Annotated in this window: 14 protein-coding genes and 1 pseudogene; 11 read left to right on the plus strand and 4 right to left on the minus strand. The window is 64.8% G+C overall.

Annotated features, from left to right (window positions below):
* Positions 1-231 (minus strand): annotated as a pseudogene (locus tag NGF19_RS27470) (ATP-binding protein); the annotation flags it as partial.
* A 178-nt stretch (positions 232-409) separates the two neighbouring features.
* On the opposite strand from NGF19_RS27470, the gene NGF19_RS27475 reads away from it, so the two are divergent.
* The 8 genes from NGF19_RS27475 (at position 410) to NGF19_RS27510 (ending at position 10854) form a co-directional block, all read left to right on the plus strand.
* The gene (locus NGF19_RS27475) at positions 410-1324 is read left to right on the plus strand and encodes a helix-turn-helix domain-containing protein (RefSeq protein WP_252428303.1); all 915 of its coding nucleotides are present in this window, start codon (positions 410-412) and stop codon (positions 1322-1324) included.
* Entirely contained in the window at positions 1281-1418 is a 138-nt protein-coding gene (locus NGF19_RS27480; RefSeq protein ID WP_252428267.1) for a DUF397 domain-containing protein, read from the plus strand. Before NGF19_RS27475 ends, NGF19_RS27480 begins: the two co-directional genes overlap by 44 nt.
* Positions 1419-2198: 780 nt before the next feature.
* Positions 2199-2618, plus strand: a complete 420-nt coding sequence (locus NGF19_RS27485; RefSeq protein WP_252428268.1) for a hypothetical protein — start codon at positions 2199-2201, stop codon at positions 2616-2618.
* A 227-nt stretch (positions 2619-2845) separates the two neighbouring features.
* Positions 2846-3166 carry a helix-turn-helix domain-containing protein gene (locus NGF19_RS27490; protein ID WP_252428269.1) on the plus strand — a complete coding sequence of 107 codons (321 nt, stop codon included), beginning with the start codon at positions 2846-2848 and terminating at the stop codon, positions 3164-3166.
* A 342-nt stretch (positions 3167-3508) separates the two neighbouring features.
* Entirely contained in the window at positions 3509-4978 is a 1470-nt protein-coding gene (locus tag NGF19_RS27495) for an ATP-binding protein (RefSeq protein ID WP_252428270.1), read from the plus strand.
* A gap of 65 nt (positions 4979-5043) precedes the next feature.
* Positions 5044-7845, plus strand: coding sequence for a Z1 domain-containing protein (locus tag NGF19_RS27500; protein ID WP_252428271.1), 2802 nt, complete (start codon positions 5044-5046; stop codon positions 7843-7845).
* Positions 7842-8849 carry a PD-(D/E)XK motif protein gene (locus NGF19_RS27505; protein WP_252428272.1) on the plus strand — a complete coding sequence of 336 codons (1008 nt, stop codon included), beginning with the start codon at positions 7842-7844 and terminating at the stop codon, positions 8847-8849. Before NGF19_RS27500 ends, NGF19_RS27505 begins: the two co-directional genes overlap by 4 nt.
* Complete coding sequence (locus NGF19_RS27510; RefSeq protein ID WP_252428273.1) at positions 8842-10854, plus strand: AIPR family protein; 2013 nt, start codon at positions 8842-8844, stop codon at positions 10852-10854. The genes NGF19_RS27505 and NGF19_RS27510 overlap by 8 nt, the downstream gene beginning before the upstream one ends.
* Positions 10855-10904: 50 nt before the next feature.
* Here NGF19_RS27510 and NGF19_RS27515 read toward each other — a convergent pair whose 3' ends face one another.
* A complete protein-coding gene (locus NGF19_RS27515) occupies positions 10905-11093 on the minus strand; it encodes an AbrB/MazE/SpoVT family DNA-binding domain-containing protein (protein WP_252428274.1) in 189 nt (62 codons plus the stop codon).
* 56 nt (positions 11094-11149) lie between these two features.
* Between NGF19_RS27515 and NGF19_RS27520 the strand changes: the two genes are divergently transcribed.
* Positions 11150-11596, plus strand: a complete 447-nt coding sequence (locus NGF19_RS27520; RefSeq protein WP_252428275.1) for a very short patch repair endonuclease — start codon at positions 11150-11152, stop codon at positions 11594-11596.
* A gap of 23 nt (positions 11597-11619) precedes the next feature.
* On the opposite strand, the gene dcm is transcribed toward NGF19_RS27520, so the two are convergent.
* A complete protein-coding gene (gene dcm / locus NGF19_RS27525; protein WP_252428276.1) occupies positions 11620-13581 on the minus strand; it encodes a DNA (cytosine-5-)-methyltransferase in 1962 nt (653 codons plus the stop codon).
* Between the two features lie 477 nt (positions 13582-14058).
* Here dcm and NGF19_RS27530 point away from each other — a divergent pair, with 477 nt between their 5' ends.
* Both NGF19_RS27530 and NGF19_RS27535 read left to right on the plus strand, forming a co-directional pair.
* Positions 14059-16296, plus strand: coding sequence for a sensor histidine kinase (locus tag NGF19_RS27530; RefSeq protein ID WP_252428277.1), 2238 nt, complete (start codon positions 14059-14061; stop codon positions 16294-16296).
* A complete protein-coding gene (locus tag NGF19_RS27535) occupies positions 16293-17501 on the plus strand; it encodes a response regulator (protein ID WP_252428278.1) in 1209 nt (402 codons plus the stop codon). The genes NGF19_RS27530 and NGF19_RS27535 overlap by 4 nt, the downstream gene beginning before the upstream one ends.
* 695 nt (positions 17502-18196) lie before the next feature.
* Here NGF19_RS27535 and haaN read toward each other — a convergent pair.
* Positions 18197-18676: a cyclophane-containing RiPP N-acetyltransferase HaaN gene (gene haaN, locus NGF19_RS27540; RefSeq protein WP_252428279.1), complete on the minus strand. Its 480-nt coding sequence runs from the start codon at positions 18674-18676 to the stop codon at positions 18197-18199.
* Positions 18677-18683 lie beyond the last annotated feature (7 nt).

Below are 18683 nucleotides of genomic sequence, written 5' to 3' on the forward strand. Positions count from 1 at the left end.
AGCGTTGGCGGCGAGTTCACCGACGACCAGGGCGACCGCGCACGACACATCCGAATCCGCCGGGAACCCCCACTCCTCCATACGCCGCACGGCGAGACGCCGAGCGAGACTCGCGCCGCGCGGCGACGAGCTGAACTGCGCGGTGAGCAGCGCCGGTTCAGCGACTTCTGCCCTACGGGCATCCCAGTCCCCTCGGGGTTCCTCACCCGAGGTGGTCGTACCAGTCAGCACAGCGCGCCCGTCCTTGCCTGTCGAATCCGAAGACGTCCCACGATGTACGTAAGCCGTCACGTTCCGCACTCAAGAGTCGTCGTGCGCCCCTAGTCTCGGAAGGTGACGCAGTCTTACGTTCCGGTGCGTAAGGGACGGAAGTGACCCCGTGGCCCAGGCAATTGATCCCAGTACGTCAATGGCGGCGCTGTTCGGTTCGCGGGTACGCAAGCTCCGCATCGCAGCAGGACTGACCCAGACGGAACTCGCCCAGATGGTTCACGTGGTGAACAGCCGGATCACCCAGATCGAGCGGGCCTCCGGAGCGAAACCGTCACTGGAACTGGCACGGGCGCTGGACGTCGCACTCGTCGCGGACAACCTGCTCATCGACTTGTGGCCGTATGTGTACCGGGAGGCGTTCCCGGATTGGTCGCGGGCGTTCATGGCGCATTCGGAGCGGGCGGTTTCGATCAGGCAGTATGCGGCACACGTAGTGCCCGGCTTGCTCCAGACCGAGAGATACGCGCGAGGCGTTCTGAGCCTGGATGCACTGCTCGACGACGAGGAGCAGATTGACGAGCGCGTCACAGCACGAATGGGACGGCAGGAACGACTGAGTTCACCTGACCGACCAGAGCTTTGCGTGGTCCTCGACGAAGCCGTACTGAGAAGACCGATCGACGGTCACGCGGTGATGCGGGAGCAGTTGGAACGGTTGCTCCACGAAGCCGCAGAACGTCGCACCACCCTGCAAGTGCTGCCGTTCGACCAGGGCGGACACGAAGCGATGGGTGGGTCCCTGACGATCCTGAAGCTCCCAGACGGCTCGGAAACCGCCTACACGGAGGGCTCGGACTACGGACGCCTCATCGAGGAACCGGACAACGTCAGCCGGTACAAGGTGATTTACGATCGGCTACGGGCAGCAGCCCTGCCCCCGCTCATGTCGCTCGACATGATTCCGTCCACGATGGAGGGCAACTACCGTGGCGCGAGCATCCCTTCCCGATCTGCACGGCGCCGCGTGGCGCAAGAGCAGCTACAGCAATCAAGCGGGGGGCGACTGCGTGGAGGTAGCGGACGGATTCCCCGACGTCGTCCCCGTCCGTGACAGCAAGACCCCACACGGCCACGCACTGACCTTCCAGACCGCCTCATGGACAGCCTTCGTAGGCGAGCTGAAGACCACGCACCACCACACCTGAGTACAACCTGCTCTCTGAGCGCGCGCCGATCTCCCGGTGGCGGTCGGCGTAGCAGACCGAGCGGACCTCAACCACCCAAAGCGACCCATCGCCGAGACGGGGAACACCTGGGGGGAGCTGCTGAGCATGGCAAGGGAGATCCTCGTCGGCTCTTCGGCCCCCCGAAGGTCCAGGCTGTCCCCGAGGCCTGCCCCCGGAGCCCGCCCGCACAGCAAGCCGATCCCGTCACCCCGCCTGACCAGCACAGACACCCGACCACCCGCAACCAACCTGCCCCCACCAGCCCACCCGCTACACTGTCCGCGGTGGCGCAGTCCTCGCGGACTGCATCACCACCACCCTGTCGGGAATCACGTGCTTCTCGACAGATCCTCCGCCTTCGTGGGGCTTGCACGAAATTCCTCCGCCGCAGATCAGAGCCGGTGCGCGCACCGCGGCCGAAACGCGCCGAGGGTGATCTGGGAACGCCCAACGCATCTGCGCAGGCCAGGGCCTGTTGCACCGTCAGGGGTTCGGGTATGGAGACGGCTGGAGGCCTCCCCTTCTCCTGAAGGTGCAGCCCCCCTCGCACAGAGACTGCTCACCCGAGCCAACAGGCATGATGCATGGCCAAGAGCGATGCACTGCGAGTCTCTCCTTGTCGCCTCGCTTCAGTGAATCGGCTTCTTGCTGTCGACTTCCTTCGCTTGCTACTCAGCGGAGGCGTGCATGTCGGTTCTGGCGGAAGCTCAACACATGAGATGCGCCTCCCAAAGAAAATCGTCATCTACCGTGCTGGCCGTGATTGACCGCCAGGAACGCGTACTACTATGCCGAATTCACGGCGAATCTTCTTGGCGGCCCATCAAGGCAAGAGTGATCCCTGGCTGGCCTTCCAGGTTCTCCGTCATTCACGTTCTGGACCCACTCTTCTCCCACTGGCTCCTCGCTGCCACTCCGGTAGTCGGCAAGTTCGATCCTTTTTCGAATCGAGGCGATCAGGCCGGATCGACGCGCATCTTCGTCGTCCGTCACGGCAAAATGAGTCGGATCAGTCTTCGTGGGCGCTCCCATCCCATTCCAGATGCCGACTACGCCTGGCATCCGCTGCCCGACGTCGAAGGCGAGGATTTTGGTGTGTACCCACGCGAGCTCGGCTCATTTCTACGTGGATACCTGGAGGGTTGGATTCCCGACGGTGTCATCACTCTCGCCGAGTAACCATGCCTTCCACACGTCGAGAACGCATCGAAACCCTGATATGCGCGTTGCGGCACCTTCAAGCCGCTGATCCACACCCGAGAGAGGCACAACGCGCCCGAGACCTGATAACACAACACGACCGGACCCCATCCCCTACAGTGGTGTGTACTTGCACCAGTAGAGGCGCGCGCCGCCTCGCACGGCAGGGAGGGACGGGACCCATGGGGACGTGGGATCATCTCGGCATGCCCCGGAGCAACAACGATCAACTGCCGGCGACTTATGTCGCGTCCGGCAATTGGCCGCATGCCCGGCTCACCGAGGATGCTCCTGTCAGCGCGCACTACGGCCAAGCGTTCGCGCGGAATCTAGCTCAGGCGATGGCGTCCGCTGACATCGGGTTGAGAGCTCTGGGCGACAAAGCCGGGGTCTCGCACGCGACCATCAGCAGACTGCTGCGCGGGATGGTTCTGCCCGACATGGGAACTCTTGCCCGCCTCGAAGTAGCACTGAGTACCGGTTTGTGGCCCGGCTTGGCGGCCTGGACCGAGCGCGGCAACGACTGAGGACTGACACGGGCCATCCCTCTTGGTGTCACCACCGGACGGACCTCGGCGCCGTCGATGGCGCGCCGATCACTGACTTCGCAACTCGTCTGCGAGCACCGTGCTGTGCATCTGCCACGTCGCATACGCCGTCATACGAGACCAGAACCTGAGAGAAGTAGAGATCTTCACCCTCTGCTCCAGTACCATCACCATCGGGCGGGGGTTACGCACTATCGATCCACTGGACCAGCAGGCGAGTACTCCCGAACTCAGGGTGTACGCCTGCTCGGTGCCTCTGACTCCGGGACAGCCGCGCGCATCTGACGCGTCCGGAACGGGGAAGCAGGGCTGATACCAGGCATGACCTACGACATCGCTCCGCCCGCGCCGGTCGGGATGGTGGCGTCCCTCAGTGCACTGGGGTACTCGCTCCCGGACGCCTTGGCAGATCTGGTCGACAACAGCGTCTCGGCCAGGGCCGAGAACATCGACATCGAGTTCACGTGGGCCGGTCCGGAGTCCTGGGTGGCGGTCGTGGACGACGGGTGCGGCATGCCCGAGAAGTCCCTCGTCACAGCAATGACAGTCGCAGCGCGCGGACCTGCGACCGACAGATCCTCCACAGACCTCGGACGCTACGGGGTCGGGCTCAAGTCCGCATCCTTCTCCCAGTGCCGTCTGCTCACAGTGTGCACGGCGACTGACGGTGTCTGGCTCACTAGAACCTGGGACCTCGACGTCGTCGAAAGGACCGGCGAATGGCGCCTGCTGCACACGCCAGCTCCTGGCACGTCGGAGATCCTCGACCAGATCACCAAGGGGCGGAGCCGCGGCACCGTGGTCCTGTGGCAGAGACTCTCCGGCTACCAGGAAGCGGCTGCGGGCGACAAGCGGATGCAACAGCAGTTCTACGACGAGACCGAGAAGGTGAAGACCCACCTCGGGCTCGTCTTCGCTCGCTTCCTCACTGGCGCATCCACCTTGGCGCTTCGGGTGTCCAGCTGCCAAGTCACTCCCTGGGACCCTTTCCTCACGTCGCACCCGTCAGTACGGCGCCTGCCGCCCGAGCCCCTGCCTCTGGACGGCCGAACAGTCCTGGTCGAGCCGTTCGTACTGCCAAGCCCTCAGCGCCTGACGGAATCCACGTTCGCGGCTGCGGGCGGCCCTCAGGGCTGGCTGAGACATCAGGGCTTCTACGTCTACCGGCGAAACCGCCTCATCCTCGCCGGGAGTTGGCTCGGACTGCGCGGCCTGCGCCGTGAAGAGCGCTACAACCTCGCCCGCATCGCCATCGACATCCCTACCGAGATGGACGCCGAGTGGCGCGTCGACGTACGGAAAGCCACCGTCGTCGCCCCGGTGGCCCTGCGCCGGCACCTCACCCGGGTCGCTCAGATGACCCGAAGGGAGGCCGCCGAGACGGTACGGCATCGCGGACGGATCGCCGCACGCCAGCACAGCGGACCGCTGTCCTTCCCCTGGAACGTGCGCAGAGACGGCGGAAAAGTCAGCTGCAAGATCAACCGGCGTCACCCACTCGTACAGGCGGTTCTCCAAGACGACGGCGCAGACCCGGCCCGTGTCCGGGCCCTTCTTCGCCTTCTGGAGGAGACCGTGCCCGTGCCCGCCCTGCGTGTCCTGCATGAGTCGGACACGGCAGACGATCCCGAGCCCTTCGGCGGCCCGGGCCCCGCCGACCAGCACGCGATCGAAGTGGCACAGCAGATGTTCAAGGTCTTCCTGTCCCAGGGAAAAGCCGCCGAGGAGGCGCGATCTCTGATCAGAACGACCCAGCCGTTCGACCAGCTAGACGGATTCTGGAGCAGCTAACCCCTGGCAGCGCCACCATCCGCCCCCCTCGCCACACTGACAGACCAGAAAGCCTGGAGGTTCCCGTGAGTTCCACCGCCGATGAGGCACTCGCCCATGCCGTGACGGCGGCGCTCATGTTCCTGCCTGACGATCGTCAGGCCACACCCCAAGAGGTCGAGCAGGCAGTGGCCATGGCCATGACCGTGGTCAGCCTGAAGGGGATGACCGTCGACCGCGTACGGCTCACCAAGGCTCTCGAAGCCAAAACGAGCATCTACCAGGAGGAGTCGTCGGCCCTGCACAACCTCGATGGTCACATCCCCTGGCTCGCGGACGCCAAGAACGACCGCACGTGGGCCTTCTGGGAACGCTACTACCGGTACCTGAAGACCGTCCGGGACCTGCCTCCGCAGGTGGCACGGGGTATCGACCGCAGCACCGAGGAAATCCTCGGCGAGCTCGAGGACCCACGTCGTCCCGGCGCGTGGCAACGCACCGGTCTCGTGATCGGTCAGGTGCAGTCGGGCAAGACCGGGCAGTACATCGGGCTCGCGACGAAGGCCGCAGACGCCGGCTACCGACTGATCGTCGTTTTCGCGGGCATCCACAACGACCTCCGGAGCCAGACGCAGCTCCGCATCGACGAGGGTCTCCTTGGATTCGACACCCAGTACCAGGTGAGGTCCGACCAGGAAGGCGCCAACTGGAAGATCGGTGTGGGCGCCATGTCCCACGTGGAACAGCTGCCGGTCGCGTCACTGACCAACAGTGCGGAGAAGGGCGACTTCGACCGCCGCACAGCCGCCAAGGCCAACCTGCCCATCGCCAGCTTCCCCGTCGTCCTCGTGGTGAAGAAACACCGTCGGATCATCGACTACCTGCGCACCTGGGTAACCGAGGTACACGGTGAGGAGGACCCGGCGACGGGCCGAAAGACCGTCCGGGACATCCCCCTCTTCGTGATCGACGACGAGGCCGACAACGCATCCATCAACACCTCGGACCCCGACAACGAGCCCTCGAAGATCAACGAAGCGATCCGTCTACTGGTCAGGAGCTTCGCCAAAGCTTCGTACGTCGGATACACGGCGACACCGTTCGCGAATATCTACGTCGATCCCGACGCCGACCACGACACCCTCGGCGGCGATCTCTTCCCCGACAGCTTCATCCGCACGCTGCGCGCCCCGTCCAACTACCTTGGTCCGGAGCGTCTGTTCGGCCTGCGAGTGGACAACGAGGAAGAAGACGACATCGAGCCGCTGCCCCTGATCCGGCCCGTGGACGACACCTCCGCGTGGATCCCTGAGAAGCACAAGTCAGGTCACATCCCAGCCGGCGACCTGCCTCCCTCGCTCCAGCGGGCGATCCACTCCTTCGTCCTCACCTGTGCCGCTCGCCGTGCTCGGGGGCAGGTACACAAGCACAACTCCATGCTGGTGCATGTCACCCGGTTCACCGCGGTTCAGGGACGTGTACGTGATCAGGTAGACGACTTTGTACGACTCCTCACAGACAGTCTCCGTGACCGCTACGGCAGCGCTTCAGCAACCTGCCTGACCGAGCTCCGAAACATCTGGGAGAAGGACTTCGTCTCCACCACGGGCTTCTTTCCGGCAGACGAGGCCGAGCGTCTTACCTGGGACGAGGTGGCCGAGGAGATCCTCCCCGCCATCCTGAAGTTCAGGGTCAAGGCCGTGAACGGTGCCGCGAAGGATGTCCTCGACTACTACGACAACCGCGACAAGGGCCTCTCAGTCATCGCGATCGGCGGCGAGAAACTCTCCCGGGGCCTCACACTCGAGGGACTCTCGGTCAGTTACTACCTGCGCTTCTCGAAGACGTACGACACACTCCTCCAGATGGGCCGCTGGTTCGGTTACCGACCTGGCTACGAGGACCTGTGTCGCCTGTACACGACACGTGCGCTCAAGTCGGCGTACGCGGAGATCACCGCGGCGACCGACGAACTGCGCCGCGACGTGGAGGAGATGGCAGTTCTGGGCCTCACCCCTCGGGAGTTCGGCCTCAAAGTCAGGACCTCGTCGCTCGGTCTGGCCATCACCGCCGCGAACAAGATGCGTCAGGGGACACGCGTGCGGCTCAGCTACTCCGGCGAGCTGGCGGAGACCACCATCTTCAACCTCAGTGACGGTGTGCCAGAGAAGAATCTCGACACGCTCCGCACCTTCACCAAGAGGTTGACCGAGCTCTCCGCCCCGGTGGTCGACGAGGCCAGTGGCAGCCTCGTCTGGCAGGGTGTCTCACCCGAGACAGTGGCTGGTAACTTCTTCGACACGTACCAGACCGCGAAGGAAGCCCATCGGGTACGCCCCCAGTTCATCGCCGGTTACATCCGCCAGTGTGCGAAGTACGGGGAGCTGAGCAACTGGACGGTGCGTGTCGTCGGCAAGAAGCCCTTCACTCGATCCGTGGATGTCCCCGGGCACTCCGTGGGTCTGGTCACCCGGGCCGCCTCCGGCAAGACCTCGGAGAGTCGCTACACGATCAAGCGGGTACTGAGTCCCAGAGATGAGAGCACCGATCTTGACGAGACGCAGTACGACAGAGCCCTGGCCGCGACGAAGAAGGCTGCCGAAGGCAAGCTCAAGCGCGACGGCAAGCCCCGGAACCCAACCACTCCCACCGGCACGCCGCTCCGCGCCCAGCGCCGTCCCGACCAGCCACTGCTGCTGATCTACCCAATCGAATCGCCAGTCTCGGACAGCCCGGACTCCTCGACCCCCCTGATCGGCTTCGCGGTGAGCTTTCCGTTCTCGAAGCACCAGAGCAAGACCGAGTACGTGGTCAACGGGGTCTGGTGGAAGCAGGGTTCGGACATTGACGACTTCGACGGCGAGGACGAAAGCGAGGGTGCCGAGTGATCGACGAGAGTCTCTGGCGGGAGTTGGAATCCCCGCAGCCCGGAACGGGGCGCTCCACTCGACGGCTGTTCCCCGAGTCCCCTCATGACATTCACCTCTCGGTGTCGCATCCCGGTCACCGAAGGATGCTGCTGTTGCGCACCGATGCCCGGGCTGCCGACAAGATGCGACGCCTCCTTGTGGACCTGCCACAGACCAACGGGCTGTCCCTGTCGTTCAGCTCGGTCTCCCCTCGCGAGTTCGAGCTCCAGGTCTCCCTGACCGCCGACGAACTGCGTGAGGTCTTCTCGCCGTTGGTGGAGGACATAGCGAGCGTGGTGAAGGACACCGAAACAGGCGAGACCGCTCTGGAGGCTGCTGTGCGCCGCTTCCTCCACTGGCAGCAGCTGATGCGGAGCATTGGTACCGAGGGCCTCCGGGGCGAAGCCCGACGCGGCCTCTTCGGCGAGCTCTACGTCCTGCGGGAGTTCGTGCTGCCTGCGCAGTCGCAGAGCACCACTCTGTCATCGTGGACTGGCCCGGAGGGCACGAACCAGGACTTCCAGCTCCCGAACTCAGCGGTCGAGGTCAAGACGACCACGGTCAAGAGCCCTCGTTTCGTGCGGATATCGAACGAGCGCCAGCTCGACGACACCGGCGTCGAGACCATCCTGCTTGTCCAACTCGCCGTGGACGAACGTCGAGGCGGGTCAGGTGAGAGTCTGAACTCGCTCGTCGAGAGCATCCGGACCAGTCTGAGCAACCCGTCCGCACGTGCGCGTCTCGAGATCCAACTGGTCCGCGCAGGGTACTTCTCCAATCACCGCGACCTCTACGACGAGCCCAGGTTCACCCTCCGTCGTACGGACTTGTGGAAGGTCGACGAGAGTTTCCCCCGTCTCGTGGAGTCGAGCCTTCCCCCTGGTGTCGGGAACTGCACCTACGACATCAGCGTCTCTGCGCTCGAGCAGCACCGTGTCACGACCGACGAGGTCACCGACCTGATCAGAGGTACCGATGGCTGAGCTGGCCCTGCACGACTACGCCCGCACGCTCATGAACGACATCCAGTCGCTCGCCGAGAACGAGGCCGCCTCCATCCCGACGACGTTCACTCGCCGGGTTCTGGACCAGCTCGAAGAGGCCGGCGTCGTCACGAACACCACCGTCGCCTACCACCAGGAGCACGGCCTCGTGGTCTACGGGTTCGGGGTGAGCGAGGACCGCTCCACTCTCGACCTGTACACCACCGAGTACGACCTCGCCCAAGGTCAGCCCGGTGCTGACAAGCTCACCAAGGGTGACTCCTCGAAGGCGTTCCGCAGGCTTCTGGCGTTCCTGCGGAAGTGCGGAACCATCCGCCACAACCACCCCGAGGCGAGTGAGGTCCACCAGCTGTGCGAGGGCGTCGAGAAGGCTCTCGCGGATGCGGTGAAGATCCGGTTGTTCTTGTTCAGCAACCAAGTGAGCACCGCGGGTGCTCTTCCGGAGACGACCGAGTTCAACGGGCTGCCTGTCAGCCACGAGCTCTGGGACCTGACCCGACTGCACCGGCACGAGACCTCGGGCTCGATCAGCGAGCCCATCGTGGTCGAGTTCGATCCGCCTCTGGCCTGCCTCTCGGCCGAGAGCACCGAGCCGAACCACTCGGTGACCCTCGCGGTCCTGCCTGGTGAGCGGCTTGCCCAGTTGTACGACGAGCACCGGACACGTCTGCTGGAGCTGAACGTCCGCGCCTTCCTCCAGACCCGTAGCGCGGTCAACCGCGGGATCCGGGACACCTTGCTGAACAGGCCAGCGCGCTTCCTCGCGTACAACAACGGGATCACGGCCACGGCGTCGGAGGCCGACTTCGTCACGGACGCGGATGGCCACCCGGTGGCCATCCGTAAGCTGACTGGCCTTCAGATCGTGAACGGCGGGCAGACCACCGCCACACTGCACCACGTCATGAAGCGTGACAAGAAGGACCTCACGCAGGTCCGGGTGCAGATGAAGCTGTCACTGGTCGCCCCAGACCACCTTGAGGACATCGTCCCTCTGATCTCCCGCTACTCGAACACCCAGAACAAGGTGACGCTGGTCGACTTCAGCTCGAACCACAAGTTCCACGTGGACTTCGAGCGGGTCAGCAGATCGCTGTGGGCCCCTGCAGTGGACGGAAGCGGGCAGGGGGAGACCCGCTGGTTCTACGAACGGGCACGCGGCCAGTACGCGGAGGAAGAGGCCAAGACTCCGTCCGCGGCCGCCAGACGGAAGTTCCGGGTACAGCATCCCACCAGGCAGCGGTTCAACAAGTCCGACCTCGCGAAATACGTGAACTCCTGGGACCAGCTGCCGCACCTCGTGAGCCGCGGCGCCCAGAAGAACTTCAACGAGTTCATGATCCTCATGAAGGGCGCCCCGCCGGCCGTCAACGTCGCCTACTGCCAGCGGGTCATCGCCATGGGCCTTCTCTTCAAGGCCGTGGACGCAGTGGCGAAGGAGCACGAGGCCGGAAGCCACAAGGCGCTCGTGACCACCTACACCATGGCTCGGTTGTGTGCCGCCACGGCCCAGAAGATAGACCTCGACCGCATCTGGCGCCGGCAGGGGGTCACTCCGGCGCTGCTTTCCGCTGTGGACGACCTCTGCCCGCTCGTGATGGAGAAAGTCATCGTGCAAGGCAAGCACGTCACGGAGTGGGCGAAGAGCAGCACCTGTTGGGACGAAGTCTCCCGACTGGAATGGGAGGTGCCGGATGCGCTCGCAGCCGAGCTCCTGGAGCGGCCTGTCGAGTTCGCGGTGGACACCTCGGAGACAGAGGGGGAGAACCTGGCCGAGGTACGGGGAATCGGCTCCGCCGAGTGGGAGTCGCTCGGCGAGTGGGCGCTCCAGACCCGGAATCTGGCACCCTCCGAGCGGCAACTGGCCACGGTCATCGCCACCAAGCTGCGAACCGAGGGCGATATCTCCCCCACCCAGGCCACCCAGGCACTACTGGTACACGAGAAGGCGATCGGCATCGGGTTCAGCCCGGCGGTCGTCTAGCCACGACGGCCACGCGGCGGGGGCCGGGCAGCACCGTCTGCCCGGCCCTGTCACAGGGTTCCGTTCCTCAGGAGGTCACGGACTGCGTCCTCAGCGCGCCGCAGGACGATGCGGCCGTCGCCGTCGCTGAAAGCGAGCAGTTCGGCGCCCGGCGACAGGCCCGCCTCCGCGAGCAGGCTCAGAGGAAGTTCGACCTGGCCGTGGTCGCCGATGCGAATTTCAGCGGGTTCTCGCAGCATGGGATGAGTGTGGCACGCTCTCTTCCCCGAGCAGCCGGAGAACTGGACCACTGATCATGGACCTCACCGTCGAGCAGCCGGACAGCGGCTGGGTACGAACCGGAAAAGGCGATCATCTGCGCGGGCGCCGGTCCCGTGACACCGACCCAGAGGTGAAACTCCGTCGAGCAGTCCACCGTCTCGGGCTCCGCTACCGGCTCCAGCGCATGGTCGCTCCGCGCTGCACTGCGGACTTCATCCTGCCTCGTCATCGGGTCGCCGTGTTCGTCGACGGATGTTTCTGGCACGGCTGCCCTGTCCACGGGGCAGTCCGAGTCCAGGGGCCGAACGCCAAACGGTGGGCAGACAAGATCGAGGCGAACAGGAGGCGCGACAGACGCAACACCCAGGCATCCGAGGCCGCCGGCTGGACCGTGATTCGCGTCTGGGAGTGCGAGGTCCGTTCGGACGCGGAGCAGGCCGCACTCAGGATTGCCGAGGCGTGCGGCCATCGCCCCGGTTGATCGGCCCCGAGCGGTGCTGCCCGCTACTTCGGCGACTGCTTTCTGTTCCGCTGCCCCTTGCCCTTCGGTTTGCTGTTCGCCTCCACCGCCGAAACGTCCGACGCATCGGACTTCCGAGGGCAGTGTTTGCTCAGCGGGCAATCGGAGCACAGCGGCCGTTGCGCACTGCAGACCGAGTTGCCGAGGAGGCGCAGCGCGGCCATACGGAGCGGCGCGCTTTCATCCCCTGCACCCACGAGTCTCACGAGGTTGACGCGGCCGTCGCTGAGCCTGTTCGTGCGGTCCGCATCGCTGTCGTTGAGGCGTGCGGCAACTCGCAAAGCACCCTGCCCTACCCAGAGAAGATCCTCGCCCACCAGCAGGCGGTAGAGCGACGCTTCGGCCGGCTTGAACGCGAGGCGTTCGGGAATCTCGAGACGCCTGCTCTTCTGCCAGGCCGCTTTGTCATCGACGAGGGGGGCGAGACGTTCCAGTCGGGTTCTGGCCCTCTCTGTGGGAGCGGTTTCCAGAAGGTTCTCGAAGGCCTTGGTGGTGAGGTACTTACGCGATCTCACGCCCGCCAGGACCTCGTCCGTCTGAGCCGCCGGCAGTTTAGTGCCGGAGAGAACCGCGACCACCGCCGCTGAAAGTGGCGACATCTGCTCTCCTGGGAGGTGCCACCAGTCGTCACCGTCCCGCCGCTTCTCGGCCCAGGCCGCCAGTTCCTCCCGGACCTGTCGCCAGTGCGGCTGCAGCCCTCCGAGTCGCGCCTGTACGTCCCCCACCGGCGCGAGGGCCTCGGCCGCTGCCTTGCCCAGCAGCGGTGGCACCGCGTTCCCGATCTGCCGGAAGGCGTCGCTGCGGGTACCGGCGAACCGGAACCAGTCAGGGAAGGTCTGCACCCGGGCCGCCTCACGCACAGTGAGCGTGCGCGGCTGGACCGGGTGGATGTACCAGTAGCCATCCTTGGCGATGTGCGCCGTAATCGACCGGCTGAGCTCGTTCCAGGCCAGCTTCTTGTACTTGTCCGTGAAGTGCTCGGCGCTGTAGCGACGGAGCTTCTCTGGGATTTCCGAGTACAGGGTCGTGGAGTCCATGTGCTTGGAGAAGATCTCATGGTCGTCTGCACGGACCCGTCGCGTCATGTGGTCCCAGATAAGTCCCTCTGGTGCGTCCTTGCGCATCATGCTCACGAAGGGGGAGGGGTCCTCCGGGGCGCGGTACGGCAGCTCTCGATCACCGACGGGCTTCCTCGGCTTCGGGTCGAGATTGGGAAGGTCGCCGATCGCGTCTTGGAGGCTGGTGAATCCCTCCTGCTTCGGCTGCCAGTCGAAGCGCTCGACATCGTTCCTGGCGAGCAGGATCAGCCGCTTCCGATGCTGAGGAACGCCGTAATGCCAAGCATCGACGAGGCGGACCTGCGTGGCGTACCCGAGATCCTCCAAGCGCTGCTCGATCGTACGCACGACAAAGAAGTCATCGCCAAGCCCCATGTCGGGCACGTTTTCCATGAGTACCGCGCGGGGCCGGACTTCCTCGACCACGTGCAGGTAGGAACGCCACAACTCCTTACGGAGGTCCTCTGGATCCCGATTGTGGTTGGCCACGAGATCCCGGATCTTGCTGCGTCCGGCACGACTGAAGGGCTGGCAGGGAGGGCCGCCGGCGATCAGGTCGATATCGACACCCTTCAGGAGTCCTATCAGACGGTCACGCTCGTCGGAGTTCCCGAGGTCCATCTTGAGGCTCATACCCGGAAAGTTCGCCGCGTGGGTCTCCAGCGCACGCTCGTCGAAGTCGACAGCGGCTGCGACTGTCCACCCCGCCTGTTTCACGCCGAAGCTCAGACCGCCAGCTCCGGAGAAGAGGTCGACCGCCAGTCGCTTACTCTTACCGTAGGTCTTCAGCCATTTCCGGAAGTTCTCCGGAGAGCAGCTCTCCTTGTGGGGTTCCAGCGGAAGGTAGTCGCTCCGCTCCAGGGGGTAGTCGTACTTCCCCTTCTCCACAGCACAGCCCTCCGTACACACGACATGAATGAGCACCAGGAGATCACGGACCCGCCTGCGGAGGCAATCATTCCGGCTCCCCTGAACCTCTGGATCACCTGGCGTTCACCTGACCTGACCCACCTGACGCCATATGGTCGGGGCGGCGCGCGACCCGGCATTCGAGGCGGTCTCCTGGTGCGTCCTGAGGCGATCGATGGTACGGGACGCCACCGACAGCCCTAGCAGTGGGCCGCACACACAGCCACCACACCCCACCCCTGCGTATCCGCCCCAACGAGGGCGCCTCCCAGAAGGCGCGTTCGGAACGGTTCTCCTTCACAAGCACGGCCGCTTGGGGCGACTTTCAGCCAATCTGACGTCGAGGCACCCGAGGTGTCACTACAGGCACTGTTCGCCGCTCGTGGCGCCTATAGGATTCTGCCCCGCCTACCACGCGAACTGGCAGGGCACATGGTGACTGGAAGCGGGGCTCAGGTGGACTCGGAGGACACAGAGGCGTACCTCCGGCCGCGCGCGCGACTGATGAGCACCCTGGGTGAGGAGCTGATCAGCAACGAGCGGGTCGCCCTCACCGAACTGGTGAAGAACGCATACGACGCCGACGCGAGCCTCGTCGTCATTCGGTTCAACGCTCCCCTCGAAGAGGGCGTCGGCTCCATCGAGGTCTGGGATGACGGGCACGGCATGTCGCCGGAAACCGTCCGCGGCAGCTGGATGGAAATCGCGACCCCTCATCGACACCGTCGCCCTCGCAGCGAAAAGCGCGGACGCCGAGTGCTCGGGGCCAAGGGCATTGGAAGGTTCTCCGCCGCCCGCCTGGGACTTGTGACCTCACTGGCGACGTGTCGTGGTGACGGCGAAGAGGTGACTCTGCGGCTCGACTGGGGCAGGTTCTCTGACGAGAACGCCTATCTGGACCAGGTTCCGGTCAACTGGTCTGTTCGGTCTCCGAAGGTCTTCTCCATCGGCGGCGAGGCGGAGCAGCTGTTCGACGACCTGACCGGAGAGTTCCGGACTGGCGTGGCCGCAGAACCGGGGCGGAGCCCGCACGGAACGGTCGTACGCCTCGAAGGTCTTCGCCAGCGGTGGAGTGCGGAGTCCATCGAGACCCTGAAACGGTCTCTCTCACGGCTGCTGCCACCCCCGCCCCCCGCGGAGCTGGCAGTACCGGACCAGCCAGAGTTCTCGATTTACATCGAGACTCCGCCCGGCGAGTTGCGGCACTACTCGGGTTTCGTGAGCGCAAGCGAGGCGCTGGCACACCCTCACTACCGACTTGTCGGCACCGTGGACGCCGATGGACAGGCACACCTCACCCTGACCGCCATGGGTGTCGAGGAGGAAGTCGTCATACACGACGACCTCCGGCAGGGCACAAATCTCCCCAGCTGCGGCCCCGTGAAGCTGGACATCCGAACCTGGGACCTGGACAGCGGTTCACTGCGTCAGCTCCTCAAGATCGATCTCGGCGCTCAGAACATCAGCGAGGTGAGAAGGCTCATCCGGGGCAACAGCGGCGTCGCCCTGTATCGCGATGGGTTCCGTATCCAGCCTTTCGGAGAAACCGGATACGACTGGCTGGAGTTCGACCAGCGCCGCGTGAACAACCCCACCATGCGATTCTCGAACAATCAGGTGGCGGGCTTCGTCTACGTCTCAGCCGACGGGAACCCTGGACTGCGGGACCGTTCGCACCGCGAAGGGCTGATCGACTCCCCGGAGTACGAGGAACTCAAGAGAGTCATGGTCCAAGCCGTGAGCAGGCTGGAGACGTGGCGATACAGACTCCGCCGGCCCGAGCCTCCTCGGCCTCTGGACAGCGAGCCTCTGCTGCCCGCAACGGAGGGCGGCGGCCACGGGGTCTTCCAGAACTTCACCCTCGACCCGCTCCGCGATGTGGTCAACCAGCGCTATCCGGACGACGCCGTACTCGGACGTGCTCTGGACGAGGCCACCGAGGCCATCAATGACAGCGTGCAGAAGGTCCAGGAGATCATCTCCCAGTTCTCCCGGCTAGCCACGCTCGGAACTTTGGTGGACGTGGTGCTACACGACGGCCGGGCCGCCCTGACACGTATCGCCTACGTGCTACGGAGGCTGAACAGGCTGACAAAGGGAACGAGCGAGCAGGATCCCGGCCTCTGCGAGGCTCTCGGCAAGGTCCACACCGACTTCGTCGCTCAGGAGAAAGCCCTCGACCGGTTGTTCACCCGTGTCGAGCCCCTCAGCGGGCGGCAACGAGGTCGTCCCAAGAAAATCTCACTGCATGAAGCCATCGACGAGGCGGTGTCCGTACACGAGGCGGACCTTGTCAAGCAGGGCATCACCGTCACCGTCGGTGGGGACGACGTGACCGTGACGGCAGAGCCGAGTGACATCGCCCAGGTGATCCTCAATCTCGTCGGCAACGCGATCTACTGGCTGTCCACTCTTCCAGAGGGCGCTGACCGCTCCATCCTCATCACGACCGAGCGAACCCCCGACGGTGAGGTCGACATTGATGTCAGCGACAACGGTCCAGGAGTGAGGGAGGAGATCAAGGACATGATCTTCGACACCTACTTCAGCGACAAGCCCGACGGGATCGGGCTGGGGCTGAGCATCGTCGGAAGCGTGGTCAAGGACTTCTACGACGGTGACTTGTACCTGGTCTCTCCAGGACCGCTCACCGGGGCATGTTTCAGAGCACGTCTTCGAAGGAGAGTTGGGTGACAGAGGGGGATGCGGTGTTCCGGGTACTCGTCGTCGACGACGAGGAGGACATCGCAGGGGAGCTCAAGAACATGTTGGAGGAGGAGCTCAACGACGTGGGCTCCATCTCCATCGAGACGGAGCAGGACTTCGGCGAGGCCGAACTGATTCTCGCGAGAGAACAGATCGACTTGGTCGTGCTCGACGTCAGGGATTCGTCTCAGGGACAGGGAATAGTCCCTGGTCTCGAACGGCGCGGTCGGGACCTGTACGACAGGATCGCGAAGACCCGCTGGGTTCCGGTGATCTTCTGTACCAACGTCCCTGGACAGGTGCAGGACTTGGAGGCGCCGCCGCTCGTCCAGGTCGTGACGAAGCACAGGCTGGACGAGGTGCTGGAGGCTGTGCGCATCGGACTGCAGTCCGGAGTCCCGTCACTGACCCGTCGGCTCGGCGATCTCGTGGACCGGGAGATCCGGGACTTCCTGCGGGACGTCATTGCTCCGAACTGGCCGGACATGGCCGAGGCCGACCAGCAGCAGATCGCTCCGCTCCTCGTACACCGTCTGGCTGCCTGGCTCAAGGAGAACGCGATCCGGGAGTTGGACGGTGCCCTCGTCGGCGCGGACGGCGCTGTGGTCGGCCACTCGTCAGCTGCCCGGACCTATCTCAAGCCGCCGGTGACCTTGCACCTCACTGCGGCCGACCTTCTTCGTGATCCGGAGGGATCCTGGTGGCTGGTCCTCACCCCGGCCTGCGACCTGTATGAGGACCCTCCAGTGCCCCAACCGGTTCGTCCGTTGCGGAAGGCGAAGGCCGAGTACGTTCGCGTCGCCAAGGCAGGCCCGCTGTTCGAGTCGGCACTCGTGGCCAAGTGGCGAGAGGACGGGACGAACAGGAACCGCGACGCTCTCCTGAGGGTGTTCCGGACGGACGACAACCGGTTCCAGCTTCTGCCGCAGTACCTGGACATCCCGCATCTGTTGTTGGACAGGGAGAACGTGAAGTCTGTTCCTCTGGCCGAGGCCAGAAGTTGGGACCGCGTCGCCACCCTCGACAGCCCGTTCGCCGAAGCCGCGCTGACTGCACACAGCCACGCCGTGGGGCGCATCGGAACTCCGGACCTGGTCTTCGAGCAGCTCAAAGTGGAGCTGGGCCTCGTCAAGGCAAAGAAGCAGGTGCCGCCTGCCCGCGCCGCAGGACGGGAGGACGTTCTACAGGAGTGACGCATGCCGTCACGCTCCGTGCCGCAGAAGCCCACCCTCGCGTCATCTTGTCCGGTACCGCACCAGCGGCGTTGGAGCAACGCATCCGGGTTCGTCCATCTGGTCACCCCGAGTTCCACGATCTGGCGCCGGGGAGCCATCACGCTATCCGCGTTGTTCACGGTGCCGACCCCCTGGGCCGTCACCGTGAGCCGGTCTGCGACGAGGCGGACCGTGCGTTCACGGAGGACTTCGAGGGTGACTGCTTGGGCGGCAGCCAGAGGCAAGGGCCGCCAAAGAGACCGCGCGGCTAGATTCTCGCCTGACGTCATCCCGTCAACGAGGCCTGGCACTCCTCGCACCGCCGAATCGCCCGCCGGGCGGTGTTGCCCTCCGTGGCCGCCGCCGGAGAACTGCTGCTCAAGCGGTCCCAGAGGCCGGGCGCGGGATCCCGAATCCACCCCCAGCGCGGTGGCTTCACCAGCTCTTCGGTGAGGTGTGTGCATGCCCCCGGTAGGTGCGCGTACTGCGTGGGCGAGATCAGGATTGTGTCCGCAGGGAAACGCCGCCATTCCTGTCGTAGCTGGGACGTAGAAGCCGGCTTCCGTACGAAGCCGCCAGGTGGGCAGCCACACCCCAGCCCGATGATGCACTCACACCGTTCGCAGCGTTCTTCCTTCACAGCGCCGCCGTCCGACGTACCTTCTCGTGCCTTCTCATGTCTTACTGATCTCGACTCTGTAGACGATCTTCCCGTCGAATTCTGCGAACCCGAGTGACTTGTAGAACGCACGCGCACCAGGATTGACACGGTCAGTCATCCACTCGACCCGGCTGCACCCAGGGCGCGCGGCAGCGATGGCGCGCAGCTCGTTCATGAGACGTTCGCCGACTCCCTGCCGACGGAGGGTGTCACGGACGTACAGCTCCTTGAGGAAGAGAGAGTGGGTGGACCCCGCCGACGGCCAGAGGAACGAGTACGCGGCGAGGCCGACGACGTCCCCGGCCTCGTCCTCGACCAGCAGGGCGGAGGCGAGCGGCGGTGAGCCGAAGAGGGCTCCCTCAATCTGGTCCTGGCGCTCATCGAAAGGCTGGATATCGGCGTCGGCCGTGCCGTAGAACCGCTCGATCTCCTCAATCAGTTCAGCCATTCCCCGGACGTCACTCTTCTCTGCGGGCCGGATCCTCACGGTCATCGGCGTA

The sequence above is a fragment of the Streptomyces macrolidinus genome, assembly GCF_023887685.1.
In the GTDB taxonomy this organism is placed as follows: Bacteria; Actinomycetota; Actinomycetes; order Streptomycetales; family Streptomycetaceae; genus Streptomyces; species Streptomyces macrolidinus.

Excerpts from the sequence above, each read along its gene's own strand:
- NGF19_RS27475 (WP_252428303.1), top strand. The coding sequence starts at position 410 with ATGGCGGCGCTGTTCGGTTCGCGGGTACGCAAGCTCCGCATCGCAGCA.
- NGF19_RS27490 (WP_252428269.1), top strand. The coding sequence starts at position 2,846 with ATGCCCCGGAGCAACAACGATCAACTGCCGGCGACTTATGTCGCGTCC.
- NGF19_RS27495 (WP_252428270.1), top strand. The coding sequence starts at position 3,509 with ATGACCTACGACATCGCTCCGCCCGCGCCGGTCGGGATGGTGGCGTCC.
- NGF19_RS27510 (WP_252428273.1), top strand. The coding sequence starts at position 8,842 with ATGGCTGAGCTGGCCCTGCACGACTACGCCCGCACGCTCATGAACGAC.
- NGF19_RS27515 (WP_252428274.1), bottom strand. The coding sequence starts at position 11,093 with ATGCTGCGAGAACCCGCTGAAATTCGCATCGGCGACCACGGCCAGGTC.
- NGF19_RS27520 (WP_252428275.1), top strand. The coding sequence starts at position 11,150 with ATGGACCTCACCGTCGAGCAGCCGGACAGCGGCTGGGTACGAACCGGA.
- haaN (WP_252428279.1), bottom strand. The coding sequence starts at position 18,676 with ATGACCGTGAGGATCCGGCCCGCAGAGAAGAGTGACGTCCGGGGAATG.